The sequence below is a fragment of the Rhodococcus sp. IEGM 1409 genome, assembly GCF_030056735.1.
Taxonomy (GTDB): Bacteria; Actinomycetota; Actinomycetes; order Mycobacteriales; family Mycobacteriaceae; genus Rhodococcus_F.
Genome location: NZ_JASHKN010000001.1, coordinates 661,169 through 687,750, shown reverse-complemented (window position 1 = coordinate 687,750; position 26,582 = coordinate 661,169). Strand labels below are relative to the sequence as shown.

Annotated in this window: 26 protein-coding genes and 1 riboswitch; of the genes, 12 read left to right on the top strand and 14 right to left on the bottom strand. The window is 63.1% G+C overall.

Features of this window, described 5'->3' with window-relative positions:
- Window positions 1-5: 5 nt before the first annotated feature.
- From QM716_RS03400 to QM716_RS03385, 4 genes are all read right to left on the bottom strand, one after another.
- Entirely contained in the window at window positions 6-2,084 is a 2,079-nt protein-coding gene (locus tag QM716_RS03400; protein ID WP_283302358.1) for an amidohydrolase family protein, read from the bottom strand.
- A gap of 100 nt (window positions 2,085-2,184) precedes the next feature.
- Window positions 2,185-3,843 (bottom strand): DNA repair helicase XPB, encoded by a 1,659-nt coding sequence (locus QM716_RS03395; protein ID WP_019744947.1) that lies wholly within the window; start codon window positions 3,841-3,843, stop codon window positions 2,185-2,187.
- A 180-nt stretch (window positions 3,844-4,023) separates the two neighbouring features.
- Window positions 4,024-5,103 carry an alcohol dehydrogenase catalytic domain-containing protein gene (locus tag QM716_RS03390; RefSeq protein ID WP_283302357.1) on the bottom strand — a complete coding sequence of 360 codons (1,080 nt, stop codon included), beginning with the start codon at window positions 5,101-5,103 and terminating at the stop codon, window positions 4,024-4,026.
- A complete protein-coding gene (locus QM716_RS03385; protein WP_283302356.1) occupies window positions 5,100-6,293 on the bottom strand; it encodes an LLM class flavin-dependent oxidoreductase in 1,194 nt (397 codons plus the stop codon). The genes QM716_RS03390 and QM716_RS03385 overlap by 4 nt, the downstream gene beginning before the upstream one ends.
- A 216-nt stretch (window positions 6,294-6,509) precedes the next feature.
- Between QM716_RS03385 and QM716_RS03380 the strand changes: the two genes are divergently transcribed.
- Both QM716_RS03380 and QM716_RS03375 read left to right on the top strand, forming a co-directional pair.
- Entirely contained in the window at window positions 6,510-6,821 is a 312-nt protein-coding gene (locus QM716_RS03380; protein WP_283302355.1) for a hypothetical protein, read from the top strand.
- A 54-nt stretch (window positions 6,822-6,875) separates the two neighbouring features.
- On the top strand, window positions 6,876-7,526 hold the full coding sequence (locus tag QM716_RS03375; protein WP_283302354.1) for a TetR/AcrR family transcriptional regulator: 651 nt from the start codon (window positions 6,876-6,878) through the stop codon (window positions 7,524-7,526).
- A 410-nt stretch (window positions 7,527-7,936) separates the two neighbouring features.
- Here the strand turns inward: QM716_RS03375 and QM716_RS03370 are convergent, their stop codons facing one another.
- Window positions 7,937-8,062 (bottom strand): hypothetical protein, encoded by a 126-nt coding sequence (locus QM716_RS03370; RefSeq protein ID WP_007733507.1) that lies wholly within the window; start codon window positions 8,060-8,062, stop codon window positions 7,937-7,939.
- Between the two features lie 87 nt (window positions 8,063-8,149).
- Window positions 8,150-10,474: a helicase-associated domain-containing protein gene (locus tag QM716_RS03365; RefSeq protein WP_283302353.1), complete on the bottom strand. Its 2,325-nt coding sequence runs from the start codon at window positions 10,472-10,474 to the stop codon at window positions 8,150-8,152.
- Between the two features lie 60 nt (window positions 10,475-10,534).
- Between QM716_RS03365 and QM716_RS03360 the strand changes: the two genes are divergently transcribed.
- Complete coding sequence (locus QM716_RS03360; RefSeq protein WP_019744939.1) at window positions 10,535-10,723, top strand: hypothetical protein; 189 nt, start codon at window positions 10,535-10,537, stop codon at window positions 10,721-10,723.
- An 82-nt stretch (window positions 10,724-10,805) separates the two neighbouring features.
- Here QM716_RS03360 and QM716_RS03355 read toward each other — a convergent pair whose 3' ends face one another.
- The 3 genes from QM716_RS03355 to QM716_RS03345 form a co-directional block, all read right to left on the bottom strand.
- Window positions 10,806-11,369: a transglycosylase family protein gene (locus QM716_RS03355; protein ID WP_283302351.1), complete on the bottom strand. Its 564-nt coding sequence runs from the start codon at window positions 11,367-11,369 to the stop codon at window positions 10,806-10,808.
- An 8-nt stretch (window positions 11,370-11,377) separates the two neighbouring features.
- Window positions 11,378-11,587: riboswitch (cyclic di-AMP (ydaO/yuaA leader) on the bottom strand.
- Between the two features lie 280 nt (window positions 11,588-11,867).
- Window positions 11,868-12,257, bottom strand: coding sequence for a YccF domain-containing protein (locus QM716_RS03350; RefSeq protein WP_003939919.1), 390 nt, complete (start codon window positions 12,255-12,257; stop codon window positions 11,868-11,870).
- Between the two features lie 33 nt (window positions 12,258-12,290).
- Window positions 12,291-12,518, bottom strand: coding sequence for a hypothetical protein (locus QM716_RS03345; RefSeq protein ID WP_003940194.1), 228 nt, complete (start codon window positions 12,516-12,518; stop codon window positions 12,291-12,293).
- Window positions 12,519-12,733: 215 nt separating this feature from the next.
- Here QM716_RS03345 and QM716_RS03340 point away from each other — a divergent pair, with 215 nt between their 5' ends.
- On the top strand, window positions 12,734-13,147 hold the full coding sequence (locus tag QM716_RS03340) for a cold-shock protein (protein WP_007733502.1): 414 nt from the start codon (window positions 12,734-12,736) through the stop codon (window positions 13,145-13,147).
- A gap of 87 nt (window positions 13,148-13,234) precedes the next feature.
- On the opposite strand, the gene QM716_RS03335 is transcribed toward QM716_RS03340, so the two are convergent.
- The 3 genes from QM716_RS03335 to QM716_RS03325 form a co-directional block, all read right to left on the bottom strand.
- On the bottom strand, window positions 13,235-13,702 hold the full coding sequence (locus QM716_RS03335; RefSeq protein ID WP_283302350.1) for a DUF2771 domain-containing protein: 468 nt from the start codon (window positions 13,700-13,702) through the stop codon (window positions 13,235-13,237).
- A 26-nt stretch (window positions 13,703-13,728) separates the two neighbouring features.
- Window positions 13,729-15,423 carry an MFS transporter gene (locus QM716_RS03330; RefSeq protein ID WP_283302349.1) on the bottom strand — a complete coding sequence of 565 codons (1,695 nt, stop codon included), beginning with the start codon at window positions 15,421-15,423 and terminating at the stop codon, window positions 13,729-13,731.
- Window positions 15,424-15,492: 69 nt separating this feature from the next.
- Window positions 15,493-16,323, bottom strand: a complete 831-nt coding sequence (locus QM716_RS03325) for a glutaminyl-peptide cyclotransferase (protein ID WP_283302348.1) — start codon at window positions 16,321-16,323, stop codon at window positions 15,493-15,495.
- 38 nt (window positions 16,324-16,361) lie between these two features.
- On the opposite strand from QM716_RS03325, the gene QM716_RS03320 reads away from it, so the two are divergent.
- From QM716_RS03320 to QM716_RS03310, 3 genes are all read left to right on the top strand, one after another.
- Window positions 16,362-17,183 (top strand): DUF3027 domain-containing protein, encoded by an 822-nt coding sequence (locus QM716_RS03320; RefSeq protein WP_283303042.1) that lies wholly within the window; start codon window positions 16,362-16,364, stop codon window positions 17,181-17,183.
- 68 nt (window positions 17,184-17,251) lie between these two features.
- On the top strand, window positions 17,252-19,924 hold the full coding sequence (locus tag QM716_RS03315; protein ID WP_283302347.1) for a sacsin N-terminal ATP-binding-like domain-containing protein: 2,673 nt from the start codon (window positions 17,252-17,254) through the stop codon (window positions 19,922-19,924).
- A 6-nt stretch (window positions 19,925-19,930) separates the two neighbouring features.
- Complete coding sequence (locus QM716_RS03310) at window positions 19,931-20,482, top strand: phosphatase PAP2 family protein (RefSeq protein ID WP_283302346.1); 552 nt, start codon at window positions 19,931-19,933, stop codon at window positions 20,480-20,482.
- On the opposite strand, the gene QM716_RS03305 is transcribed toward QM716_RS03310, so the two are convergent.
- Both QM716_RS03305 and QM716_RS03300 read right to left on the bottom strand, forming a co-directional pair.
- Window positions 20,472-21,533, bottom strand: coding sequence for an iron-siderophore ABC transporter substrate-binding protein (locus QM716_RS03305; protein WP_283302345.1), 1,062 nt, complete (start codon window positions 21,531-21,533; stop codon window positions 20,472-20,474). The genes QM716_RS03310 and QM716_RS03305 overlap by 11 nt on opposite strands.
- A gap of 92 nt (window positions 21,534-21,625) precedes the next feature.
- The gene (locus tag QM716_RS03300) at window positions 21,626-21,883 is read right to left on the bottom strand and encodes a DUF2530 domain-containing protein (protein ID WP_007733492.1); all 258 of its coding nucleotides are present in this window, start codon (window positions 21,881-21,883) and stop codon (window positions 21,626-21,628) included.
- 102 nt (window positions 21,884-21,985) lie between these two features.
- Between QM716_RS03300 and QM716_RS03295 the strand changes: the two genes are divergently transcribed.
- From QM716_RS03295 to QM716_RS03275, 5 genes are all read left to right on the top strand, one after another.
- Window positions 21,986-23,440, top strand: a complete 1,455-nt coding sequence (locus QM716_RS03295; protein ID WP_283302344.1) for an NCS2 family permease — start codon at window positions 21,986-21,988, stop codon at window positions 23,438-23,440.
- Window positions 23,441-23,505: 65 nt separating this feature from the next.
- Window positions 23,506-23,937 carry a MarR family winged helix-turn-helix transcriptional regulator gene (locus tag QM716_RS03290; RefSeq protein WP_283302343.1) on the top strand — a complete coding sequence of 144 codons (432 nt, stop codon included), beginning with the start codon at window positions 23,506-23,508 and terminating at the stop codon, window positions 23,935-23,937.
- Between the two features lie 105 nt (window positions 23,938-24,042).
- Window positions 24,043-25,350: an MFS transporter gene (locus QM716_RS03285; protein ID WP_283303041.1), complete on the top strand. Its 1,308-nt coding sequence runs from the start codon at window positions 24,043-24,045 to the stop codon at window positions 25,348-25,350.
- 300 nt (window positions 25,351-25,650) lie between these two features.
- Window positions 25,651-25,923, top strand: coding sequence for a hypothetical protein (locus QM716_RS03280; protein WP_283302342.1), 273 nt, complete (start codon window positions 25,651-25,653; stop codon window positions 25,921-25,923).
- Between the two features lie 40 nt (window positions 25,924-25,963).
- Window positions 25,964-26,551, top strand: coding sequence for a TetR/AcrR family transcriptional regulator (locus QM716_RS03275; protein ID WP_283302340.1), 588 nt, complete (start codon window positions 25,964-25,966; stop codon window positions 26,549-26,551).
- The last annotated feature ends 31 nt before the right edge of the window (window positions 26,552-26,582 follow it).

The window sequence follows — 26,582 nt, the reverse complement described above, 5'->3', positions numbered from 1 at the left end:
CGTAGCTAGTTTCGCGCGCGCTCCCACATCTGCAGGTAAGCTTCGGCGCCGCGGCTCATGTCTTCGATGATGGTGTCGCCGTCGGCTCCCGCAGCGATGCGCATGTCCGCGATCCAGTCGGGAATCATCCCGTACTGCGCCACGCCGTCGGTGTTCACGTCGAATACCCGGGTGCCGGCGCGCTGCTGGTCCATGACCGTGCCGTCGAAGGCGGTGTACGGATACTGCAGCGGATTTTCGGCGGCGTCACCGCGCGGTGCGGCTTGGGGACCGAAGCCGTTGGTGTCGGCGCCGTAGCCGAAACCGAAGTAGTAGTTCTCGCTTCGCATTGCCCGCGCGTCGCGCCACTGGTCGATGAATCCGCGCTCTTCGGGCTTTTCGTCCGATGCGTCCAGTTGCCCGGCGTACAGGGCGACGAATCCACCGAGTGCGTAGATCCGCTTGTACAGGCTCGGGTCGCTCCAGCTGTGACTCGAGACGACGCCGGAGTAGTTCGCAGCTTCGAGAATGTCGAGTGCTGCTTCGGCGGTCTTGACGCTCATATGGTCGATGTCGACGATCATTCCTCGGTCCATCAAACCTCTGATCGTGTAAGCACCCAGGTCCGTCAGACCGTGTGAATTGCATTGCGGACCAGCGGGGTACACCGGAAGGGTTACTCCGGGCGGGAGTACAGCGAGAAGATTCTGTGCGCCGTCGACCTTGGTGGGCAGCACGTTGTCCTCGGCAACTCCGGTGCATGGTTCCGACTGCCAGAACTCCCCAGTGCCCAGGTAGTTGCCGATATTGACGGCCACGCCCGTGATCCCGCCGTCGAAACGGGCACCGCCCAGAGCGTTGTCGAACTTGTGCGTGACGATCATCTGCCGGACACCCAGGCCGTACAACTCGTCCAGGCCGCGGTCGATGTCGTCCTCGGTGCACTGCGGAATCCCGTTACGCACAGAGCAACCGAAGGGTTCGGATACTTCCACCCCGAGGGTGACGGCCAGCTTTCCGTCGGCGGCCACCTGCCGGACCTGTTCCGGGGAGCTCACGATGCGGAACCAACCCCGGCCGGGACCGCCGTACTGGGCGTCGATGTAGTCCTGGAGTGCGCGTGTCTGCTGCGCCTGGATTCGGACGGTCTCCATCTCGTCGCAGGGGTTTCGCTTGTTCGGATACAGCTCGCACAGGACGCGGTTGGCGACAAAGAGATTGGTGAAGATTCGCAGCCCGCCGCGCCAGGCCCGCTCGACCCACTTGTAGTACGTCTGCTCGTGCGTCAGCGAATCGTGAGCCGGCCAGTCGGCGAAGCTCGGCCAGCCGGTGGTGTCGTGAGTTTCGAAGGGATTTCCGTACGACAGAACGTTTTCGAGGAGTGCCGGTATGCCGTCGGGTTGATGGTCCGGGCAGTCGACGAGGGCAGCCGTGACACCTTGGGGGTCGAAAGGTCTGCCGCAGTGCAGGTTTCCGCCCATGAACTCGGAAGCATTCATGTGCACGTGTGTGTCGATGAATCCGGTGACTTCACCGTTCGGCCCGATTTCTCCGGGAATACCGTTTGTACCCACTTCGGCTTCGGGGAAATCGGCGCAGCCATCGCGGGGGACGAGAGTGAACGCAGATTCGGGAACGTCACCGGGATCGGACATCGTGAGCATCAAATCTCGCGAGATCAGTTGACGGCCGTTGGAGGTGGCGGTCAGAACGAAGGACTCGCCGGTGGACATCACGGTCCAGTCGGTGGACGGAGTTGCTTCGGAGGTGGCGAGTACGGAGTCTGCGCCGTCGTGCGAGAGCATCGACCCGTCGGGGCCGTACAGCATGAAACGACCCAGCTGAGCCGCATGTAGGCGGAAAGGTTCGGCGTCGGCGACTTTCGTGGCGTCGGTGAGGTACGCCGGTCCGCCACGACGGACGAAGTCGCCGGACTCCGTGCGAAGCGCATAGCAGCCGTTCGCAAGTGCGTACACCGAGTTCTGCGTGGTAGGAGCTGGACTCGGTGCCGCCGCACTGACGCCGGTCGTGGCAACGACGACGGCGGCAGTCAGCAGCGAGATGGTTCCGGCGAGCCGACCCCGTAGACGTGGAACTGAGCGCATGGTGCTGGCGACCCCCGGCCGATGGACACGACTGTGAGGGAACACTCTACAGATAACTGGACGTATGTCCATTTGTTTATGGAACGTGTTGCAGAAGTGCTCAGCCGATTGCAGGTCCGAGCAGGTCGTCGGCGTCGGTGATCCGGTAGGCGTAGCCCTGTTCGGCGAGGAATCGCTGACGATGTGCCGCATACTCCGCATCGAGAGTGTCGCGGGAGACCACCGAATAGAAGTGCGCCTGACCGCCGTCGTGCTTGGGCCGCAGGAGGCGCCCGAGTCGCTGAGCTTCTTCCTGCCTCGATCCGAAGGTTCCCGAAACCTGCACGGCGACAGACGCCTCCGGAAGGTCGATCGAGAAGTTCGCGACCTTGCTCACCACCAGCGTCTGGATCTCGCCGTTTCGGAACTGATCGAACAGGATCTCGCGTTCCTTGTTCTTGGTGGATCCCTTGATCACCGGGGCGTTCAGGGCTTCGCCGAGTTCGTCGAGCTGGTCGAGATACGCACCGATCACCAACGTCGGGGAATCCGGGTGCTTGGCCAGAATCGACTTCACGACAGCAATTTTGGTGTGCGCCGTCGAGCACAGTTTGTAGCGCTCCTCCGGTTCGGCGACGGCATAGGACATGCGTTCGGCGTCCGTCATCGTCACTCGCACCTCGACGCAGTCGGCCGGTGCGATCCAACCCTGTGCTTCGATGTCCTTCCACGGAGCGTCGTAGCGCTTGGGGCCGATGAGCGAGAAGACGTCGCCTTCGCGGCCGTCCTCACGAACCAGCGTCGCGGTCAGGCCGAGACGGCGGCGTGACTGCAGGTCTGCCGTCATCCGGAAGACCGGCGCGGGGAGCAGGTGTACCTCGTCGTAGATCACCAGTCCCCAGTCTCGGGAATCGAAAAGTTCGAGGTGCTTGTACTCGCCCTTCGTGCGACGCGTGATCACCTGGTACGTGGCGATCGTGACCGGTCGAATTTCCTTGCGTTCACCGGAGTATTCGCCGATTTCTTCCTCGGTCAACGACGTGCGCGCGATGAGTTCACGCTTCCACTGCCGACCGGCAACGGTGTTGGTCACCAGAATGAGTGTGGTGGCCTTGGCCTTTGCCATGGCAGCTGCGCCTACCATCGTCTTACCTGCGCCACACGGCAGCACGACGACGCCCGAGCCGCCCGCCCAGAACGAATCCGCTGCCATCTGCTGATAGTCGCGCAGTTCCCAGTGGCCTTCTTCGAAGGCGAGATCGATGGGATGCGCTTCGCCGTCCACGTAACCGGCGAGGTCCTCGGCCGGCCAGCCCACCTTGAGCAGCATCTGCTTGAGGCGGCCGCGCTCACTCGGGTGCACGATCACGGTGTCGTCGTCGACCTTTTCACCGAGCATCGGCGAGATCTTCTTGTGTCGCATCACCTCGGTGAGCACTGCGCGGTCGAGGCTGACCAGGATGAGGCCGTGCACCGGGCTCTTGACCAGCTGCAAACGTCCGTACCGGGCCATCGTGTCGACGATGTCGACCAGGAGGGGTTGCGGCACGGCGAATCGTGAGAACGAGACCAGTGCGTCGACAACCTGCTCGGCGTCGTGCCCGGCGGCGCGGGCATTCCACAATGCCAGGGGAGTGATGCGATACGTGTGGACGTGTTCCGGGGCCCGTTCGAGTTCCGCGAAGGGGGCGATTGCCTGCCTGGCATCGCCGGCACGCTCGTGGTCGACCTCCAACAGCAGCGTCTTGTCGGATTGGACGATCAACGGTCCGTCGGTCACGGAATCCTCCTAGTGAAGCAAACGAGGCAGCCACAGAGCGTTGCGCCGCGTTGTCGGCTGACGCCAACCCTGCCATTGTCCTGGTAACGGAGCACATACGCCAACAGGCGGCGCTCGCACAGCCCGAAGCGGGGGTGCCCGAGTGCGGGCACCCCTACGTCAACAGGGCAGGACCGACCGCTATTCCGGGAGGGCGGCGCCGGGCAGTACGAGGATCTTCACGTGTTCGTCGGGTGTGCGCAGAGCTGCGAAAGCGTCCGAGACACCTTCCAGACCGACCCGGCCGGTGATGATCTCTTCCGCGTCGATCTCTCCATCGGCGAGTCTCTGCAGGGTGATGTCGTAGGCATTCTCGTAGGGGCCGTGACCGAAGTTGATCGAGATCCTCCGGAACTGCCCGACGACGGGAATGATCGTCTCGTCGCCGAACGGCGCAGCCAGCACCTGTATCCGCGAGTTGAACGGCAAGGTGCGCATCAGCTCCCCGATAACCCCCGCCCGGCCGCTGCATTCGTAGGCGATCAGAATGCCGTTTGCGGCCTGACCGACGAGCGGGTTGCCCTCGGCGACCATCTGATTCCACAGTGCGATCGGATCCTGCTCTTCCGGATCGACGACGACGTCCGCGCCCATCTTCTTGGCGAGCTCGCGTCGCTTGGGGGAGGGCTCGGACGCGATGACGATCTGTGCTCCTCTCGCCTTCGCCGCGACGATGGCACCAAGCCCGATCGTCCCGCAACCGATGACGAGCGCCGAATCGGCCGAGGTGAGGCCGGACTGTTGAAGGTGCATCTCGCCGACGTGGAGAGGTTCGGCAAGTGTGGCGTGCTCGAGTGACAGGTGGTCGGGAACCTTGCGGACCCAGAACGCGTCGACGACGATGTGATCGCCGAACGCGCCGTGGTATTCGTTCGAGTAGCCGATGATCGTCGGGATCCCGGTAGCAGTGTCGGTGGCCAGGCCGATGCCCGCCACCCTGTCTCCGATCGTGAAATCTTCCACTGCAGAACCGGTTTCGGAGACGATGCCCGCATACTCGTGCCCCAGGACTACGGGGCGGTCAGGGTCGAAGGTGGCGAGCGGGTAACCCCCGCTGTCTGCGACCTCGACGAACCGGCACGGGTCTTTCGACATACTCAGATCACTGCCACAGATCCCGCAGGCGACGACGTCGATGCGGATCTGATGTGGTGCCGGCGGAGGTGCGTCGGCTACCACCGCTACTGCGAATTCACCGTTCTGGAATCGGACGGCCCTCATGCGCGTACGGCTCCCGTCTCGGCCGGCTGGCCGTAGTAGTCGGTATGGGCTTTGGTGAGCGCTCCGACCAGCCCGCCGATCAGGTATTCGCGGTTGTCCACGGCGAATTGCATGCTTGCCTGACGCCCGACGTTCCGCTTCCGGAAGTGCGGGACCACCTCCGACGCGAACAATTCGTAGCTGCGTTTGGTGTCCTCCCAGCTCGCCATGTCGACATGAAGGATCAGGAACGTGCCGAACCCTCCCGTCTTCTCGATCAGACGCTCGATCTGTGCGATCGCATCCTCGGGGGTACCGATGATCGCCTGACCGAACTCGCCGAGAGTGTCGTTACGCCACTGGTCGATGATCCCGGCCGGCGTATCTGCCCAGGCCGGGTTCTGGCCGGTCTGCCGATTCACGTAGGAGGCCATCGATCCGATCCGTCGGCTCACGGCGCGCTCGGCCTCGGCTCGGGTCTCTGCGATGAACATCGGAGTGACGACACGCCACGTCGCTCGGTCAGCGTGGTGGCCGTGCTCGGCCGAGACCTTCTCGTACACATCCCAGTTGCGATCCAATGCGTCGAATCCGCTGGGTGAACTCGCCGCCAATGAGAGCAAGGAGAGGCCGTTCTTGCCTGCGAGTACCGAACCGTTGGGCGAAATCGTCGACGCTGTCACGGTCTCGATGCCATCCGCGCGGTAGGTGGGCAGCTGTGCACGAGCATCACGCAACGTGAACCAGTCGGTTTCCATATTCACGACCTCGCCGCGGAGCAACGCGAGAATGGCCTCGAGCGCTTCGCCCTGGCGGCGACGCTGGTCCGACGGGTTGATACCCATCATGTGTGCGTCGAGGGGGATCTTGCCCGGACCGGTGCCGAAGATGAGTCGTCCGCGGGTCTGCAGATCGAGTTGAGTGATGCGGTCGGCCGTGATCAGAGGGTGGTGATAAGGCAGCGACGTCACGCCTGTACCGAACTGGATGCGCTCGGTCCGCTCTGCGGCGGCGGCGATGAACATGTCCGGCGCGGGCACGATTTCGGCGCCGGTCGAATGATGCTCACCCATCCAGGCTTCCTCGAAGCCGAGGTGATCCAGGTGTGCCATGAGATCGATATCGCGTCTGAGCTGCAAGGCGGGATCGGCGTCGAGCGGATGGTACGGGGCAAGGAAGGCTCCGAAGCGGATGGACGATGCGGACCACATGATGACATCTCCTGTCGACAGGGAAGTGATTTGGCTCACTCGCTCTGATAGAGATGTCTAACATGGATCAACTGATCCAATAAGTTGAATCTCCCGCAGAGTGGGAGGTTTGTAATCACTTGTAGTTCAACAATATATAGAGCATTTACGTCGTCTAAGGTTCTTCTAAGTCGATCAACTGAACCAGGCATTCTCAGAAGGAGCGTTGAAGAGGGCATGCAACTAGACGTCACAATCACCCCCACCTCCTCGACCGTCGAACTGAACGGCGTCGACGACTTCGCCAGTCTGTCGGTCGTCGTAGGCGGCGTCGATCAACCCGAGACTCTGAGTCGGGTATTGGAACCGTGGGGGGAAATCGAGGGGGATCACGTCTGGCTCGACATCGCTCAGCTGGAGCAAGCCGTCGCGGCCCAGGTCGGAAACGCGCAGTGGAGGCAGAAGTTCTCCGCGATGGTGGATTACGCACGCGCCCACGGCTGGGTTGACCACGACAACGGAGTGCGGGCACACCGTGAATCACTCTGACTCCGCGTCCGCCACTTCGGAGACGTTTGGCGAGCCCGTGCGAAGCTCGTTCGTATGACCGACTCCAGGCAGAACCGACAAGGCGACGCAACGCGAATGCGCTTGCTCAAAACTGCCGAGCGGCTTTTCGCGACAGAGGGATTGGATGCAGTCTCGTTGCGCTCGGTCAACGCCGCGGCCGGTCTCGGTCCGTCGTCTGTCCACTACCATTTCGGCACCAAGGACGACCTGGTCGCCGCGGTGCTGCTGGACTTGGGAACGTCGGTGCGAGATCAGATCAGCGCGAACGTGGACGCCCTCGCCGCCGAACAGACGCCGCCGACGGTCGAGGAACTGGTACGGGCGGTCACGGCGCCCTACAAGGCGTTGCTCCTTCGCCACCGCACGCGGGGAATGCGATGGATCAGGATCGTCACGCAGATCTCGCAGCCGCAGATGTCACGACCAGGACATCCCGCCCTCGAGGCAACCGAGCTGCACCTCCGCGATCATCTTCTCGACCAGGTCCGTCGTACCTTTCCCGCTGCCGATCCCGAAAGGCTCGAGACTCGCTGGGCGATCGCCTTGATGGGCTTCCTCCAAGCATTGAGCCGGGCGGACGATTGGAGCGGAAGCAGCAAGCTGCTCGCGCCGGAGCGGCTTGCCGACTTCTACGAGGACCAGGTCGTCTTTCTGATCGGTGGCGTGCGGCATTTATTGGGATGAACCCCTTATTTTTGCGCGACGACAGACTTTCGCATTTCCATTACATGAGTAATAGCCTCGGAAATTCCGGATCGATAACCGATATTCTTTTCGGAATCGCCCGGAGTGGAATCAAGCTCCGATTCGAGTCTCGTTTGAATACGGTCCAGGGTGTGGATTGTTCTTTTCACGATGGTTAATTCTCTTTCTGCGGAGAATCCGAAAGTAGTATTCCGGACTGCCGAGCGTGTTCGTCGAGGACGCAGAGTGAAGCGAGGGTCATGCCCGCTGCGTAGCCGCGCGAGCGCGCGTCAGTTCCTCGACTACGTGACTTGAACAGGTTGAATGTTTCGTGCAGGTGCACGAGGGTGTCGGTGGGGGCCGGCATTGGTCAGCTTCGCAGTCAGCTCGTCTTCCTCTGAACTGTGATGTCAGCTCCGCTTTCTCTTACGAATGAACTCGGAAGACTCCGCAGTTTTCGCCCGCTTTTCCGCACGGCGTTCCTTGATCGACTGGGCGGGTTTCTTCATGTTTTTACCCGGCGCCTTGTCAGCCATTGTCGCTCCTCATTTTTCGAAGTGGCAATCACAAACTGACCTCGACCATACTTCATTTACAGAAAAAAGCCAGTTACATCTTTTCTACTACTTTTTTCCGGAGTCGACGGGGCTGACGGAAGTAATGCGGTGCAACGTGAAACGGCGTACCGCACCACTTGCCGGGTCGAAGGCGTCCAACTGTCCGCCGCCCACACTGACGGGATCGACGATGCGATGGGTCGCCACCCCCTGAGCGTCGACGTAACCGATGTTGACGCTGGAATTGTCTCGGGCCGCCGTGGCCAGCAAGGCGACGGTGGCAGCGTTGTTCTCCCTCGAACCGTCCGTTCGAACGCCGCCACGGCCGGGGGCGGAAGCGCGGTCGCCCGCCCGCATCGTGCGTACCAACGACGCCAGCTGATCCGCCGACGGGCTCGCGGGCATTCTTGACGCCGGTCGGCTGCGACGGTTCGGTACGCGCGCCCCACGTGGGCGAAGATCGACCAGCGTTCCCGAGGAGTCTTCGCCGGCCGGCGCAAATCCCGCTGCGCGCAGTTCGGCGAGGACCTCACGTAGGGGGGCCTGGGAGATTGCGACCGTGGGAGCCAATGCGCGCAAAGCCAGGGGCTCGGCCACCGCCGATACGAGGACCTCCGCCAACAGTGACGCGTCCTCGCATCGGATGAACGACGCTGCAACCCCGGCACGCAGTCGTCCGTGCCGACGGGCAACGTCGTCAATGAGATACGAAAGTGATTGGGGGACAGGTGTCTTCGATTTCGAGGCGAACATGGCATGCAGTTCGGTGGCCGTCAGACCGGCGTCGAGAGCACGACGCACGCTGTCCTCGCTGATGCGGTACATGGACGCCGATCCTGCCGACTCGATGTCCGCGACCAGGCTCACCTGCTCGAGCAGGTCCGGTACGAGTGGGCCGGGCGCAACCAAAGTCAGATCTGCCTGGACCAGGATGTAGTCGATGGGCTCGGGTAGCGCGGACTGCATTTCGGCTTCGGCGTCCCCGCCGTGCAGCAATGCTCGTCCCGGTGACGACAAAGCGCCGCGGGCTACCAGTCCGAGCGCGGCGGCCTCGTCCAGAGTCCGCTCGATCGCGAAGGTCCGTAGGCGCCCGCTCCACCGCGGACGTCGCCACGCCAGTAGCCGACTGACCTCGACGGCCGACGCAGTCTGACCACTGTCGAGTTCGGAGAGCAACCCCAGAATTGCCTGGCGATCTCGCGGAGCCGCCGGAGCCCGGCCCTCCTCTGACAGCGCCGCGATCGGCTTGTCGGTGGAATCCCGCAGCCCGATCATCCACGGAACTCGCGGTACGTCGACCCAGGCGGATGCCAGGACCTCCCACCGTCGCGCTGTGGACGCGTTCAGCCAGCCGTCGACGGCGAGTGTGGGCGTCCAGTATTCGTCCCCGTTGTCCGAGATCGGCGCTGGGTCCGGCGTTCCGCTCGCAATGAGTCCGGCTGCCGAGAGCAATTCGACAAGCAGGCTCACTCGCGCTTCGTCGAGATCGGCCGTCTTGGCTACGCGTCTTAGTTCTCGAACACCGAGTCCGCCGGCTCGCAGCGCGGGGGCCGGTGCTGCTCCCAGAACTACGATCACGTTCTCGCATTGGCGTACCAACTCGAGCGCTTCGCCGGCTGCTGCGGCGTTCACGTCCGCCGGTTTGAGTTTGTCGCCCCCGATGACCGGCGCAGTGAGAGTCGTCGGATCGAAAACCGGCTCGCCGCGGATGACCTGACGAACCGTCGCCGGAAGCTCGACAGTCTGCTCGTCGAGCCACCGCAGCAGGCCGGCTGCCAGCAGTCGCTGAACCGGGCGATCGGGCGGCGTTCCAGGGGCAGCGTCGCGGGTGCGGCCGATCGGGCTGGAGTTGGCGAGAGTCTCGAGGAGATCCCGTTCGCGGGTGTCCAGAGCGTCGAGGGCTGCCGAGATTTCGGTCTCGGTCATCGCCTCGGCAGGTTCGAGGGCACGCCCCACACGCCAGGGAATCATCCCGATGACTGCCGGGACGACACTGATGGGATCTACACCCCAGATGAGGGCGGACTCGCGCATCTTCGCCAGTGACTTGTCGACGGCCTTCTTGGTGACCTTGCCCTTGCCGGTCAGTGCGCGTTCGGCGATCGCACTGTTGAGCTCCGCCCGCGTCATCGGGGTTTCCTCGGCGCCGCTCAGTGTCAACAATTCGAGAAGACCGAAATCGAGGGTGTCGAGTTCGTCGGCCGCTCGGCTGACCGACGCGCGTTGCTGCGCGCGTCCGCTGAGAACAACCATCGTGCTCGGCGGCGGTACGGCCAGATCGGGGCGCAGACGCAGCAGCTCCGTCAATTCGGCGTCACTGCGCGCCGAGAGCCAATCGGTCAGACTTTCGGCTGCGGAACTGCCCGCCGGGGTGCCACGTGTTTCGGTCATCAGGTATCAGATTAGAGACCTGGTCTGTACGGCGTAACGGCGTCCTGTCAAAATGACTTCGTGGCCAACAATTCGAAGCAACACTATGTAGATCCAGGATGGCCGGAAACTGCAGACGGAGATCACGCAGTGACCGAATTGTCATCGACCCGTGCAGGTGGACTTTCACCCTTCGGCGAGGACACCACCTTTCCGGTTCCGGTGGAGTCACTCCCTTACGTACACCCGCATACCGTCATCAACCGATAACAACTCGACACGAAGAAGGCCCGCACCGAATCGGTGCGGGCCTTCTCGAGTTCGAGCGTCCGAGCGGACAGTCTTGCCGGTGTTACTTGAGGAACGTCTTCGCGGTGTCGGCGACTGCGAAGATCTGCGGGTCGACCGGGATGCCGTTGGCCTTGGCGAACGCGATTGCCTGATCGATGGCGTCGGCAACCGGGTGTGCAACGGTCTGAGCGACCTGCTGTGCCGGAGCCGGCGCTGCCTGAGGGGCCGTGGTGGCCGGAGCGGAACGCTCGGTGGCGCCGCTGCTCAGTCCGAGGCTGGAGGAGCAGGACGGCCATGCGCCCCAACCCTGGTTTGCGAGAACACGCTCGGCGACAGCGATCTGCTGCTCGCGAGAGGCCTGGTTTGCGGTGGCTGCATACTGTCCGCCGCCGTGTGCGTTCCACGTGCTGGGGGAGAACTGCAATCCGCCCTGGTAACCGTTGCCGGTGTTGATGGCCCAGTTTCCGCCGGCCTCACACTGGGCGAGACGATCCCAGTCGGAGTCGGGGGCAGCGTTTGCGGTTCCGGTGGCTGCAATTCCTGCTACGCCCATGATGGCGCCGGTGACGGCGACCTTGGCGACAGTGCGGCCGGTGGTGGTGGGCTTGCGATGGCGTCCGCTCATGATGGTCGAAATCCTCTCCACACGCGCCTGCGAGGTCAGCTGTCGGGTTCGGGCTGAGAGGTCGCCCGGCCTCGCCTTTCCTGGCTGGAAAGGGTCTGGCTTCACCCCAAGATCCGGTCTTGCGACCGAACCGGTGTCCACTGGAGAACTTTTCTGTTCTCACAGAGGACTTTGGGTCCCCCGTCCTCGTCCCTGGAATGCTCTGTCGGAAGTCCGGTACCCGCGGGACAAGGCTTGGCGCGGCGGGCCGGAGGTGGCCGAGTTTCCCGGCCGAAAACGACGGTAACGGCTCGAGTCTCTCGTGTCACCATTTGATAACGCGGCGTGGCGAAAGACGTACAACGCGTCACACAAAGCGCAGGAGACTCTTCCCAGGTAGGTGGGGGTGCCTCAGTGAATGTCCGGTTGTGTCCGTTCCGTTATCCATCCGTAATGTGATCAAGGTCACAGCGTTATCGGGATGGATCCAACGGCTACGCGTATTGAGGCGCTCGACGGCTATGCGTAGTTGACGCGGTCCACGTCGACGATCTCCTTGCCGAGTGGCATCAGCGAGATCGGAATCATCTTCAAGTTCGCGACGGCGAGTGGAATTCCGATGATCGTGATTGCCATCGCGACGGCGGTGACGATGTGTCCGATCGCCAACCAGATGCCGGCGATGATCACCCAGATGACGTTGCCGATCATCGAACCGACACCGGCGGTCGGCTTGTCGACGACGGTCTTACCGAACGGCCACAGCGCGTAGATGCCGATGCGGAACGCTGCGATTCCGAAGGGAATCGTGATGATGAGGATGCAGCAGATGATGCCTGCGGCGAAGTAACCCAATGCCAGCCAGAAGCCGCCGAACACCAGCCAGATCACGTTCAGGAGGATTCTCATGGTCGGTGACCTTTCGGTTGGAGGCGGGAGAGATCAGCGCACGCGTCGACCGGATCTCAGCGTGTAGACGATCGCGAGAAGGAAGCCGATCGGGCACGCGAGTGCAACGAGATACAAGGCCAGGCCGGGCGGAGTGTCACTGAAGATGTGGACCGCGAAGATGGCCACGATCGCGAGGAATCCGACGATGAACAGTGCCATCGCCGTACGGAACAGACCGTTTCCGGTGCCGGAAGTGCGCGGGTTCGGTTGAGGGTCCACACCTACGAGGATAGTGCCTGTAAACCTGGGTGCCGACCCGGGTTCGTCACAGGTAGACTGTTAACAGACTGCGCGCCCCGCTGAAGCAAGTGTGGGGCGCGTTCTTTTGCATTCTTCCACCGGAAGCGATGCGAGCAAGGCCATGAGGCTCTTCCGAGAGCCTCCCGAGCACATTGGGGCAGATGCCCCAGTCGAGTGATGAGCAGGTGAACGCGGTGCCGACCGGCAAGGTGAAGTGGTACGACGTCGAAAAGGGTTTCGGCTTTTTGTCGCAGGAAGAGGGCGAGGACGTCTACGTCCGCGCTTCCGCTCTCCCCGAGGGCGTCGAGGGCTTGAAGGCCGGCCAGCGCGTCGAGTTCGGCATGGCTGCAGGTCGCCGCGGTCCTCAGGCGCTGAGCCTGAAGGTGCTCGAGCCGGCGCCGTCGTTGCGCGGCGCTACGGCGACGCGTCGTGAGCCCGTCGAGCGTAAGCACACCCCTGACCAGTTGCACGGCATGGTCGAGGACATGATCACGTTGCTCGAGGCGAAGGTCCAGCCGGATCTGCGCAACGGCAAGTACCCGGACCGCAAGACCGCTCAGCGGATCTCCGAGGTCGTCCGGGCCGTCGCTCGCGAGCTCGACACCTGATCGCTTCGATACGAGCCGGCATACACAGCTGCTGACAAAATGCCCTGCACACCAATCGGTGTGCAGGGCATTTTCATGGTCCGGGGATCAGGCGGTCTTGATCGACCAGATCAGCAGTCCCTGTTCGCTTCCCTCACCAACGGCGAGGTGGATTTCGACGCCGACGAGTTGCTTGACGGGATCACTCGAAGATTCGACCGTCACGGCCAAGGCCTCACCGGGCTCGAAGACTCGGGGCTCGCCGGTCTGGTTGCCGTCGGCATCCTCGTAGACGGCCAGCAGTGCCCACTGCGCATCCGAGACGTCCGTCGACATTGACAGCTGCAGCGGATAGCCCGCAGGAACGTCGAGTGCGTAGATGTCGCCCACCTGGGCGCACTGGGACAGATCGATGGTGCAGAACCCGGCAGGGTTCGTCTCGATGGTCTTGCCGTGCGCGTATGCGGTGATGACCGGCAGATTGTCGGGTTCGTCGTTGATGTTCTTGATGATCACGAAAAGAACGGAGACGTAAGCAACTAGTGCCACCACCATCAGGACACTGATCGCTGCCACGATCTTCTTTGTTCTCGAGCGCATCATCACTGCGGAGTACTTCCTTGTCCTCGGTTGGATTTACCGGTGTAAATCACTTCGGTCACTTCTTGTTCGGCCAGATCGGGTCGCTTCCCGCCGAGGCCTGGCAGGAGGCTGTTTCCTCGGTAGCTCAGGAAGGTCTGTAGGAGCCCGATCGTCAGGAACACCGATACAACAGTGAACCCGATCCAGTATTCGGTCGGAAGCAGAACCCCCAATGCGCCGCCGAGTACCCAGCTCAACTGCAGAACCGTCTCCGATCTGCCGAATCCGGACGCGATCGATTCTTCGGGCAGGTCGTGCTGCAGTGACGCGTCGAGTGAGACCTTGGCGAGTGCGCTGGCGGCAGAAGCGATGAGCGTGGCCAGCGCCGCGGTCATGAGGTTGTCCGTCAGAGCGGCGATCACGGCGATGATCCATACCGAGGCCGTGCACCGAAGCACGATCAACGCGGGCCGGCCGAGCTTGAGGCGAGCGCCCGCCGCATTTCCGGCGAAGTTACCCAGACCGGCGGCGGCGCCGACCAGGCCGAGCATCATGGCCTGCTGGAGTGGCTCGTGATCGGTACGTGATTTGGCGACGAACGCGATGTAGAGCGTCAGAAAGCCGGTGAGCACTCGGATGGTTCCGTTGCCCCAGAGACCGATGATCACTGCCCGTCCGAGAGGCTGACGGACCTTGGCCGGTTTCGCGTTCGGCTGTGGTGGGGCGCTGCCGGCGTGATGTGCCTCGTCCGGGTGGTAAGTGATGGTCGCGGGGACCTCACCCTCGGTGACCTCGACCCATGACGGGATTCGCATGCTCAGATACGCGCCGAAGACGGTCACGGCAACCGCGAACCACAAGGCTCCGGTGGAACCGAAAGCGAGGGCGAGCGCACCCGCGACGGCACCGGCCCCGATCGTCCCACCGATCAACCCGAAGACCGTCAGACGCGAATTGACTCGTACCAGGTCTATTTCCGGTGGTAGCACGCGTGGCGTCACCGCACTCTTGAGCACCGAGAACGATTTACTGAGCACCATCATTCCGAGCGCTGCCGGATACAGAATCCAGCTGTCGAAGTTGAAGACCAGGATCACCGCGAGGAGCGTCCGGACCCCGAACGACGACGCGAGCGCGATTCGGCGGCCACGCTGCAAGCGGTCGAGCATCGGACCGATGAGCGGCGCGATCACGGCGAACGGCGCGATCGTGATCAGGAGATAGAGCGCGACCTTGGTCTTGTCCTCGCCCGTCGCGGCCGAGAAGAACAGCGTGTTGGCGAGGGCGACGGAGATGGCCGCGTCGGTGGCATTGTTCGTCATCACCGCGTAGGTGAGAGCGGTCAGACCGGACTTGTCCGCGCCGTCGGCCTTCGCTGCGCGCTGGAAAGTCGCGATGCCCTTGTTCGTCAGCTCACGGCTGCGCATCGCTGCGACGCGGGTGACGGTGAGCTTGCGAGGCATCGGGGGAGCCTTGGGAGCGTCCGCACCCGGTGCCTTCGAACCGGACGCGGAATCCGAGTCTCCCCGTGACTCGGGGATCGGATGCAGCGGCGGCAAAGGCGTGCGGCGGGCAGCGGGACGGGCCGAAGGTGGGTAGTTGTCCGGGCGGGCCGCGGGTGGGTAATTGTCGTAACCGGGGTGCACCTGTTGCCCCTCCGGCTCGTCGTGGATTCGCCGAGTTTCGGGGTCGTAGGGTTCGCGCGGTCCGGTCACCACTTAATTCTGTCCTAGTGTCGGCGCGGCTACCACGCACACCCCTGCGAGTCCTCTGTCATGTCGGACTCAGTTAACAAAACGGACTTCGAACATCTGCGGCCAATACTTGCCGGTGAGCAGGAATCGATCGGTACCGGGAATCTGCGCGATGCCGTTGAGAACGTCGACGGTGCTGGTCGATCCGTCCGCGACGAGTTCTTCGCGTAGCGGCGACGCGTCGTACACGTTCGTGACGCTGCCGTCCGACGGGTCGATTCGGACGACGGTGTCCGTGGTCCAGACATTGGCGTAGACGGAGCCGTCTTCGGCGCATTCCAGTTCGTTCAGTTTGCCGACGGACTCTGAAGATCTGGTGACGTCGATCGTGGAAATCGACGCGAAGGTTTCGGGATCGCGAAAGGTCAACGTGGCCGAACCGTCGCTGGAGACCAGCCGATCCCCGAGCGAACAGATTCCCCATCCCTCGGTGTCGAGTGGGAACCGCCCTCGTTCGATCAAGGTGTCCTTGTCGCGGGCGATGGCAACGCCGTCTTTCCAGGTGAGTTGCCACAGTGTGTCTCCGACGACCGTGATGCCTTCACCGAACAACGGAGGGTCGAGATCGGCACGTGCAACTTCCGGTCCCGAAGCGGGGGACTGCTCGTCCGAGATCTCGTTCGAGCGGACCCAGGACCGGCCGACGCGCCCGGTACTTTCGTAGAGGCGATTTCCGTCGATCTCGAGGCCTTGTGTGAACGCGTCGGGATCGTGCGCGGACACTCGAACGATCTCGACGGAGCCGGTTTCGGTCGTGAGGTTGTCGGGAGCGCTGGGGGAATCGGAGCACCCCGTCAGCGCCGACGCGATCACGGCGACCGCTGCGAAACTGCGCACGGAATTGGCGTGTGACCTACTCATCTGCCCAGCATGGCAGCCCAGTGCGTTGCGGACTTGCGGTGGTGCGGCAAACTGGAGGAGTGAGTGTTGCTACTTCTCCAGAGCGTGCAGTGCCGCGCCCAGTACTGGCCGATGCGGTCGAGCTTGCCCGAACGGCAGTCGTCGACCTGCATGAAGGCGGTGTGGGGGCATACCTCGGCGTGACGTCGGAGGACGAATTTGCCGCCACCCATCGATTTGCAGCAGACATTCCGGGATACCGGGGTTGGCAGTGGGCGGTTGTCGTCGCTGCCGGGCCGGAGGACACCCACGCCACGGTCAGTGAGTTGGCGCTGTTGCCAGGTCCCGACGCGTTGGTTGCGCCGGAATGGCTGCCATGGGATCAGCGGATTCGTCCCGGCGATCTCTCCGTCGGTGACCTGTTGGCACCGCCGGCCGAGGATCCTCGGCTCGTTCCCGGCTACGTCGCCACCGGTGACCCGGAAGTCGACGAGGTAGCTCTCGAAATCGGGCTCGGCCGCAAACAGGTCATGAGCCTCGAGGGCCGACTCGATGCCGCGCAGCGTTGGTTCGACGGTGACTTCGGCCCGGAGTCGGAAATGGCGAAGGCCGCGCCGTCGACGTGTGGGCTGTGTGGGTTCTTCCTTCCGCTCGCCGGTTCGCTGCACGCAGCGTTCGGCGTGTGTGGCAACGACCTTTCCGCAGACGGTCGTGTGGTCAGCGTGTCCTACGGTTGTGGCGCGCACTCGGATACCAGCTTGCCGCTCGGTGCGGGTTCGCCGCAGTTCGACGCATTCGACGACGGAGCAGTCGAGCTGATCGCGGCGACTGCTCGCCCGTCGAGCGTTGTTGCAGTTGAGGATTCGGTATCCACCGAGTAGAAGATCCGTTCGGCACGGACGCACTCAGGGCGGCGACGCTGCGCGCGTGGTCGGAATCTCCGACGCGATTGCGTGAGGACGCGGCTGCTGAATCCGACCTCGCGAAGGCTGGGTACCGCGACCGTCTGCTCACCGAGTTGGCGCAGAACGCTGCCGATGCGGCTGCACGTGAGGGCATTGCCGGCTCTCTGTGGGTGGACGTGGACGGTCAGACGCTGACCGTGGCGAACACGGGCCGTCCGCTGGACGAATCCGGCGTACATGCGCTCACCGCGCTGCGAGCGTCGAACAAGGTCGACGCCGACGAAGGTGTGACGGGCCGGTTCGGCGTCGGATTCTCGGCAGTTCTCTCGGTCGGTGACGAGGTGGAACTTCGCTCGTCGACGGGATCGATTCGATTCTCTGCCTCGCAAACTCTGCGCGAGATCGAGTCTCACGAACTCCCGGTGCCGGAAACCGGTGTCCCCGTCCTTCGTTTGGTGTGGCCCTCTGGCGAATTGCCGAGCGACGGTGCCGATTCAGAAGTGGTGCTGACGCTTCGGCCGGAGGTCGATGCCGTAGCGCTGCTTGCGCAGATGACGCGCGAGGCCGTCGACTTGCTGCTCGAACTCCCAGCTCTCGGATCTATTCGATTGGGCGAGAAGATTTTTCAGCGCTCGGAACGAGTGCTGAAATCCGGTCTTGTCGAGATAGCTATCGGAGATCGCACGTGGTGGCAGTACTCGGCGCCGAACGCGCGATGGTTGGTTCCGGTCCGCGACGGGGTCGTCGAACCGGTGTCCGACGACGTCCTGCGGGCTCCGACGCGATCCGACGAGGAGCTGTCGATTCCGGCGATCGTCATCGCCGACATAGCGATGCAACCCGATCGCCGACGCCTCATGCCCGCTGCACCGATCGCTCCGCTTGCCGAGGGGTACGCGAAGTTCCTTGCTGCACTACCTCCTCGGCAGCGAACCGCACTCGTCCCGATTCCTGCCTTTGCCCGCAGCGAAACCGATTCGCTTCTGCGCGAAGCGCTTCTGAAGGAGCTGCAGGAAAACGAGTGGCTTCCGGTGGTCGGTGAACCCGACCGCGCGCCGCAGCGAGCATCCGTGGTGCCCGGGCTCAGCGATGACCTCGCCGAGTTGCTCACCGACATCATCGGCGGCCTGGTTGTTCCCGAGCTCTCCGGCCCCAAGCACGAGCGAGCACTTGCGGCGGTGTCGACGCACCGCATCGGGCTCGCGCGCATCGCCGAACTGCTCAGCGGCTTGGAACGTGAACCGAAGTGGTGGAATCGACTCTATTCGGCTCTCGAGCCCATGGTGATCGACACTCTTGCGGTGGAAGAGCTTGGAACGCTGCCGGTTCCGCTCTCCGACGGACGAACGGTGACCGGTCCACGGACCGTCGTCGTCGGTGTCGAACTGGGCGAAGAGGCACCGTCGGTGCAGTGGACGAGGTTGGTTCATCCCGTCGCGGCTCACCCCTTGCTGTCTCGATTGGGAGCACAGACCGCAAGCGCCACCGACCTGCTGTCCGATCCGGCACTGCGAGCATTGGTCGAAGATGCTGCGGATCAAGATGATTCGGTAGTGACGGACTTGGCGCAGGTGGTGCTCGGATTGGCGGCCCACGTGGCTCCAGGGGCGCTACCGTCGTGGATCGGTGAAGTGCTGCTTCCTGATTCGGAGGGCGAATTGCGTTCTGCCGATCAGCTTCTACTTCCGGGTGCTCCCCTCGCAAGTGTCCTGGTCGACGATTCTCCCTTCGGCATCGTCGACGCTGATTTCGTTCAGCAGGTGGGGGAGCAGGCACTTCGGGTAGTCGGTGTCGGGTGGAGCTTCACGGTGGTCCGTGAGGAATTGCCGTCCGGCCCGGATCACGATCTCGACGCCGAAGACGCATGGTGGGACACCCTCGACGAGGATCCCGAATACATCGAAGCCGTGCGCGATCTCGATCTCGTGGACGAAGACCGCTGGGCGCAGGCGTTGTCGCTATTGGTCGAGTCGCCGGCGACGCGGGAGCTGCTCGTCGACCGCCGCGGATACACGGCGTGGTGGTTGCGTTCGAATGCAGAACTGAGCGGTGAGGTTCTGGGACTGCTGCGCGCTCCGGGCGATCGCACCTTCGAAGGACTACTCGACGCTGCCGAACACCCCGACGCCGGATTCTTTTCCGGACTGCTGGCATCGGATACCGTCGATGATCCGGAACTGGCTCAGTTGCTGCTCGATCGGCTTGCCGACCCGCTACGGATGCCGGCCTCCGCCGTCGTCGCGCGGACGCACCGACTACTGGGTGAGGCAGCGCAGCGACGGGTTCTCGACCTGGAGGAACTGCACCTGCCGCCGTTCGTGCGCGGTCTTTCCGGCGATCTGGTCGATCCCGGCGACGCCCTTGTTCTCGACCGGCCGTGGCTGGGAGCGGCACTACCTGCACAACGAGTGGTGCTCGGCAGTTTCGAGACGGCTGACGCACTGGCAGATCTCCTCGATGTCGCGACGGCGTCCACATCCGTTCACGGACGAGTGAGCAGCACCGGCGTCGTGACTACGTGGGCGAACGAACCACAGGCAGTTCTCGGCTTCGCAGCCCTCGGCCGTGAGGTTCCCGGCGGCGAGGTAGTGATCCATCATGAACTGTCGGTGGAACTGACAGGGGCAGTGGAGGCGACAGTGACCGTGCCGTGGTGGGTGGACTCGGACGGCGTTCATCACGTGATGCGCACGTGGACACTGCCGCAAGGGATGTGAGGGCAGATGTCTTTTGATCAGTGGGTACTCGACAGCGCAGTGAGTCAGCGGACGGCGTGGCTCGTGGACGTGGTCGACGTCATCACCGACAGCGGCGGAACCCTCGCGTCGTGGCTGATCGCGACGCTGCTCACGATCGTGCTTCTGTTTCGGGGGCTCCGAACGGAAGCTCTGCTGATCGCCGGATCGATGTTGACCGGTCTGCTCGTGATGAGCGGATTGAAGCGCATCTTCACACGAACCCGCCCACCCGTTCCGGAGCGTTTGATCGAAATCGATTCGTACTCGTTCCCGTCGGGCCACGCGATGATGAGCGCGATCCTCGCGACTTCGGTTGCCGCCGTGATTCTTCGGCTTGCCTTGCCGAGGCTCGCGAAGATGGCAATGCTCGCGAGCCTCGGCCTGTACACGATCGCTGTCGGATTCTCCCGCGTCTACCTGGCTGCCCACTGGATGACCGATGTGCTGGCAGGTTGGGCGTTCGGGATGGCGTGGGCCGGAGTGTGGATCTGGGGAACTGCGCAGATCAGGACGCGGCGGGCGCTGGTTACTTCGTGAGCTCGGCGAGTAGTTGGCTTGTCGCCCACGGCAAGCTCAGTGCCGAACTCGCGGTCAGTGCCGCACCGACCTGCGGGGCCTGATCGTCGTTGACGTAGACGACGCGATTGTTCTTGACCACGTCGAGTTGCTGGAAACCCGGATTGTTTCGGACCGCCTGGGCGGCATCGGGATTGCCGATGACGACGAGACGGTCCACGTCGAGGAGATCTAGTCGCTCGGTGGAGATGGGCGCGTAGAACTCTCCGTTCATCAATGCCTCGACCGCGGGAGCAGGTTTGAATCCGAGACTTCCGAGGACCCGTCCGCGGGCGTCCTCGGAGGAGAAGGCGTAGAACTCCGGGGTCGTGTCGACGCTGATGATCACCGCGGTCTGGTCTGCAAATTCCGGGTGAGCGCTTCTGGCGTCGGCGAACTGCTTGTCGATATCGGCGACCAACTTCTCGCCGTCGGCTTCGCGACCCACTGCCTTCGCTGCGGTCTTCGTCGTGATCTGCCACGGAGTTGCGTAATCGCCGTAGGCCGGATCCTTCGCGACGGTCGGGGCGATCGCGGAAAGTGTGCTGTACAGGTCTTTGTCGATGCTCGAGTAGAGCGCGAGGATCAGGTCAGGCTCGAGCGCAGCGATCTTTTCGACGCTGATCGTGGTTTCGGGATTGCTGCCGACGACGGTCGGTTCGGTTCCGCCCCAAGGGCCGGTGACCCACGGCCACGTGCGGTTGACGTCCGGCTCGCCCGGGTACTGGTTGACCATTCCGACGGGCTTGATGCCCAAAGCCAAGAGAGCCTGCTCATCGTTGTAGCCGACGGTGACGATCCGCTGTGGTTCGGAATCGATCGTGGTGCTGCCGAAGGCGTGATCGATCGTGACCGGGAAGGCGCCGCCACCGGAAGTCGACGAACTACTTGTCGCGTCGTCGTCGCCCGATCTGCAGGAGACGAGTGCTGTGCCGACCAGTGCGACCAGGGCAACGGACGTCAGTCTCGTCCGATGTCCTCGGCTTTTACTACGGTCGAGGCTTTTCCAACGATTTCGGAGGGAGATATTCACGGTGACGTGTTTCCTTTCAGCGGCGGCAAGCCGGGGTCCGCACAACCGTGCAGGGTAGGCTTACCATACTGAAAGAGGTTGAATCGACTCGCTCAGTCGACCAGACCGGCGCCCTGTTGCGCGCCCTTGTCGCCGCGTACGGCTGCGCGCCGTTGAATCGAGAACAGAGCGAAACCGAGGAAGCCGACTCCGATACCCGCGTAACAAATCGGAAGTGCATCCGACCAACGGTCGCCGCTCACCGCGACCACGATCGTGGCGATCACCCACAACGCGGTGCCGATGATCAGTGCCGGCGCGGGTGCGGACAATTTGCCGATCAGGCCAGTTGTGTTGCGAGTCTCCGTCACAAAATTAACGCTACCCGTACCCCGGTGGCCTACTCTCCCTAGTGCGACCGGCTTCATGTGCGCCGGCACACGGCGACCTACAGCGATGGGGAAAGAACAAACATGGCGGCACCCGGCAAGATCCTCGACACCTATTTCAAGATCAGCGAACGAGGGTCGACGATCTCGACCGAGATTCGCGGCGGTGTCGTCACCTTCGTGGCGATGGCCTACATCGTGGTCCTCAACCCCCTCATTCTCGGCAGTTTCTCGGCAGACGACGCTGCGGCGAAGACCGACGTTCTCGGCAACATACTTCCGGTCAACCAGGTGGCTGCAGTCACCGCGCTGGTAGCCGGCCTGATGAGCATCGTCTTCGGTGTCGTCGCCAACTATCCGTTTGCCATCGCCGCGGGTCTCGGCATCAACAGCCTCCTCGCAGTCACCATCGCACCTCAGGTCACCTGGCCCGAGGCGATGGGCCTGGTGGTCATCGACGGTGTGATCATCGTTCTGTTGGCGCTCACCGGCTTCCGAACTGCGGTGTTCAACGCGATCCCCGCAGCGCTGAAGTCCGCGATCGCGGCCGGTATCGGCATGTTCATCGCCTTCATCGGGCTGGTCGACGCCGGGTTCGTCCGCCGCATCCCCGACGCCGCCGGTACGACAGTTCCCGTCGGACTCGGAATCAACGGCTCCATCGCTTCGTGGCCGACCGTGGTGTTCATCTTCGGCGTGCTGCTCATGGGTGTTCTGGTCGTGCGCAAGGTTCGTGGCGGACTGTTGATCGGCATCGTCGTCACGACGATCCTCGCCGCGATCATCGAAGCAGTTGCCGACGTCGGACCCTCACTCGGAACCAACCCCAAGGGCTGGAACCTCAGCATCCCCGCCATCCCGGACATGCTCGGCGGTATGCCTGATCTGAGCCTGGTCGGCGACGTCAGCATCTTCGGTGCGTTCACCCGCATCGGCGTTCTGGCCGCCAGCCTGCTGGTCTTCACCCTCGTGCTCGCGAATTTCTTCGACGCCATGGGCACGATGACGGGTCTCGGTAAGGAAGCCGGCCTGACCGACAAGGACGGAAACCTCCCCAACGTCGGTCGCGCGCTTGTCGTCGAAGGCGCGGGCGCGATCGTCGGCGGTGGCGCTTCGGCGTCGTCGAACACCGTGTTCGTGGAATCCGCGTCGGGTATCGCCGAAGGCGCCCGCACGGGCCTGGCAAACGTGGTCACCGGACTGCTCTTCCTCGTCGCGATGTTCCTGACGCCGCTTTACTCCGTCGTGCCGATCGAGGCAGCTGCGCCTGCCCTCGTCGTCGTCGGTGCATTGATGATCGGACAGGTCCGAGACATCGATTTCACCAAGTTCTCGGTGGCTCTCCCGGCGTTCCTGACCATGATCGTCATGCCGTTCACCTACTCGATCGCCAACGGCATCGGCGTCGGCTTCATTTCGTGGGTGGTCCTGCACGCTGCCAGCGGTGGTATCAAGAAAATCCACCCGTTGCTGTGGATCGTGGCGGCACTTTTTGTGGCCTACTTCACTGTCGGACCCATTACCGACGCCCTTACGTGAAATCGGGGTTGACCGGTATTCGATTACGTGAGCTACCGGCCAGCTCTTGACGTATTGTCTGACGCGTGACCACCGAAACTCGTGCGCTGGCCAGCGATCTTTCCCTGGCTGTAGTGCGTCTCACCAGGCATCTGCGCGGCCGCAGAGTCGACGCTCAGGTATCGCTGACGCAACTGTCCGCTTTGGCGAGCCTGGATCAGTACGGCCCGATGACTCCTGGCGTACTCGCAGCACGTGAGAAAGTTCAGCCGCCGTCGATGACACGGGTTGTTGCTTCTCTCGCCGAGCTCGGTCTGGTCGAGCGCTCGCCGCATCCCACGGACGGTCGTCAGATCATCGTGAATCTCTCCGACGCCGGGCAGGCGTTGCTGGCGGACGAGACCCATGCTCGTGAAGCGTGGATGAACGAGCAGCTGGCCGGGTTGGGTGGCGAAGAACTCGTGACGCTGCGCGGGGCTGTCGAGATCATCACGGAGATGGTCAACAAGACGGAGTAGCTCCGCAATGCCATAGGTTGCGTAGCTCCGCTACATGGAGGTCGTTGCCCAAACGAATTACTCGAGGGGCAAGATGGTGTGGTGCCTCGAGACCCCGATTCCGGCATGTTTGCCGCGCTCCACAACCGTAACTACCGCCTTTGGGCTTCCGGACAGATCGTTTCTCTGGTCGGCACGTGGATGCAACGCATCGCCCAGGACTGGCTGGTACTGACGCTCTCGGACGGCAACGCGTTGGCGGTGGGCATCGTCATGGCCTTGCAGTTCGGCCCGACGCTGTTCCTCTCGGTGTGGGGTGGTGTGCTGGCCGATCGGTACGACAAGCGTCGGATCCTGATCTTCACGCAGTGGGCGAGTGCGGTGTGCGCGCTCGTACTGGGTGTGTTGGACGTCGGTGGACTGGTCGCGTTGTGGCACGTCTTCCTGATTGCCTTTGCGCTCGGCTGTGTCTCGGCGCTCGACGCACCGGTGCGTCAGTCGTTCACGATCGAAATGGTGGGCAAGGAGCACCTTTCCAACGCCATCGCGCTCAACTCCATGACATTCAACACGGCCCGCATCGTCGGTCCGGCCATCTCGGGTGTTCTGATCAACCTGATCGGTACCGGGTGGGTGTTCCTGCTCAACGTCGTGACGTTCGGTGGGGTGCTCATCGCGCTCTACCTCATGAACAAGAAGGAGTTGATCCCGTCCGAACCGGCTCCGCGTACCAAAGGACAGGTGCGCGACGGGTTCCGATATGTGTGGGGCCGCAAGGATCTTCGGGTGATCATGGTGTCCGTCTTCATGGTCTCGACGTTCGGACTGAACTTCGCGATCAGCCTTGCGGTGATGGCGCGCAACACGTTCGGTCTCGAAGCCGACGGCTACGGACTCCTGTCGACGACGCTCGCTGTGGGAACCCTTGCCGGCGCTGCGTATGCCGCGAGGCGGAAGGAAGCGCCGCGACTGCGGACGTTCCTCGGTGCCGCCGTGGCTTTCGGTGTGTTCGAGGTCGCGGTGGGATTGATGCCCACCTACGCGTTGGTGGCACTGATGCTGATTCCCACGGGCGCACTGACGTTGACGTTCACGACGTCCGCGATGAACATCCTGCAGATGTCCGTGCCCTCCGAGATGCGCGGGCGGGTGATGGGCATCTACATGCTCAGTTTCCTCGGTGGCACACCGCTGGGAAGTCCACTGCTGGGTTGGCTCGCCGACTCCGTGGATCCTCGCGCGCCCCTGATCGTGGGCGGAGTGATATCGCTGGTCTCGGGCACTGCCGCCGGGGTGTACCTGCTGCGTAGCGAAGGACTGAAGCTTCGGCTCGCGAGGCCGGAAGACGGTGGCAGGCTGCCGGTGTTCGTCCTGCGTCCGGTGATCGTGTGCGATGCGACCGAACAGGCAGTCGAGGCTAGCCGCGCGCCATGACCTTCTCGCGCTTGGGAAATACCGTGTAGCTCGAGGCGATTGCTCCCCAGATCCCCAGATCCCCAGCACCACAGTCAGCTTGCTGATCCATCCGTCGAGGGCTCCCGTACGGGCAGGGTCGTCGACGAGGAAGATAGCCGCGGCGAGAAGTCCGCATGCGATGGCCCAGGCGATTGCGGCTTTACCGAACTCGCGCCATTCGCGCAGCGCCCGCGCACTCCCGTACTTGGGCGGTGCCACGGGCGCTGGGCCGCCGGCGAATCGGTGGGCGAACCTGGCGTCGGCCCAGGAGATGAGGCTGTGTCCGAACGCAACGGAGAAGCCTATATAGGCCGCAGCAAGCCCGTGGGTGAAGTTCGCCTCGCCACCGCCACGAAGATCGAGGGCTGTGGCGACGAGCAGTACAACGTCGACCAGGGGCGCGCAGATGAGCAGCGCGGCGCCCAGTGTCTTGCGGCGCAGCAGATAGCGGGCGGCGAGACCGGCTGCGATGAACACCCAGAACATGATTTCGCACGCGATGATCAGGTGGACGATCATGACTTCAGCTCATTTCTAGTACGACTGTGTTAGTGACAGAAAACTAGCACAGTTGTGTTAGTTTTGTGAAGTGGTGAAACGAAGCAGCCCCGATGAGCGCCGGGAAGAGATCGCCGAGGCGCTCTGGCGTGTGATCCGTCGAGACGGTGTGGCGAGCGCCAGCGTCCGGGCCGTCGCGGACGAGGCGAAGATGTCGACCGGTTCGCTACGGCACTTTTTCGCGACACAGTCCGAACTCTTGCTGTTCGCGATGCGGCTCGTGACCATCCGGGTGGAGGAGAGAATTGCCAGCATCGATTTCGATCCCGACATCCGCCGCGCGATCCGTCAGTTCACCGATCAGTTCGTTCCCCTCGACGAAGATCGGCGTGAAGAAATGCAGGTCTGGGAGGCCTTTGCTGCTGCCGCTCAGACCGATCCGGCGTTGACGGCGTTGCGTGACGAGACGGATCGGACTTTGTTCGAGCACTTCTTTTCGTTCGTCGAAGCAGTGGACCAAGCGGGATTTCTACGGCCGGGCGCCTCGGTCGAGATCGAGGCGATGAGATTGCATGCGGTGGCTGACGGGCTCGCGTCGCACGGCGTCGACAATCCCGAGCGAACCAATCCGGACGTGATCAGCCAGGTGCTCGACGCGCATTTTGCCACGCTCCTGCGCTAGGTCGGGAGTACTGACGGGGGCTTGCGGTGCG

Bases quoted from the DNA above. Each gene is read 5' to 3' on its own strand.
- QM716_RS03400 (WP_283302358.1), bottom strand. From the start codon at position 2,084: ATGCGCTCAGTTCCACGTCTACGGGGTCGGCTCGCCGGAACCATCTCG.
- QM716_RS03390 (WP_283302357.1), bottom strand. From the start codon at position 5,103: ATGAGGGCCGTCCGATTCCAGAACGGTGAATTCGCAGTAGCGGTGGTA.
- QM716_RS03385 (WP_283302356.1), bottom strand. From the start codon at position 6,293: ATGTGGTCCGCATCGTCCATCCGCTTCGGAGCCTTCCTTGCCCCGTAC.
- QM716_RS03380 (WP_283302355.1), top strand. From the start codon at position 6,510: ATGCAACTAGACGTCACAATCACCCCCACCTCCTCGACCGTCGAACTG.
- QM716_RS03375 (WP_283302354.1), top strand. From the start codon at position 6,876: ATGACCGACTCCAGGCAGAACCGACAAGGCGACGCAACGCGAATGCGC.
- QM716_RS03370 (WP_007733507.1), bottom strand. From the start codon at position 8,062: ATGGCTGACAAGGCGCCGGGTAAAAACATGAAGAAACCCGCCCAGTCG.
- QM716_RS03365 (WP_283302353.1), bottom strand. From the start codon at position 10,474: ATGACCGAAACACGTGGCACCCCGGCGGGCAGTTCCGCAGCCGAAAGT.
- QM716_RS03355 (WP_283302351.1), bottom strand. From the start codon at position 11,369: ATGAGCGGACGCCATCGCAAGCCCACCACCACCGGCCGCACTGTCGCC.
- QM716_RS03350 (WP_003939919.1), bottom strand. From the start codon at position 12,257: ATGAGAATCCTCCTGAACGTGATCTGGCTGGTGTTCGGCGGCTTCTGG.
- QM716_RS03325 (WP_283302348.1), bottom strand. From the start codon at position 16,323: ATGAGTAGGTCACACGCCAATTCCGTGCGCAGTTTCGCAGCGGTCGCC.
- QM716_RS03310 (WP_283302346.1), top strand. From the start codon at position 19,931: ATGTCTTTTGATCAGTGGGTACTCGACAGCGCAGTGAGTCAGCGGACG.
- QM716_RS03295 (WP_283302344.1), top strand. From the start codon at position 21,986: ATGGCGGCACCCGGCAAGATCCTCGACACCTATTTCAAGATCAGCGAA.
- QM716_RS03285 (WP_283303041.1), top strand. From the start codon at position 24,043: ATGTTTGCCGCGCTCCACAACCGTAACTACCGCCTTTGGGCTTCCGGA.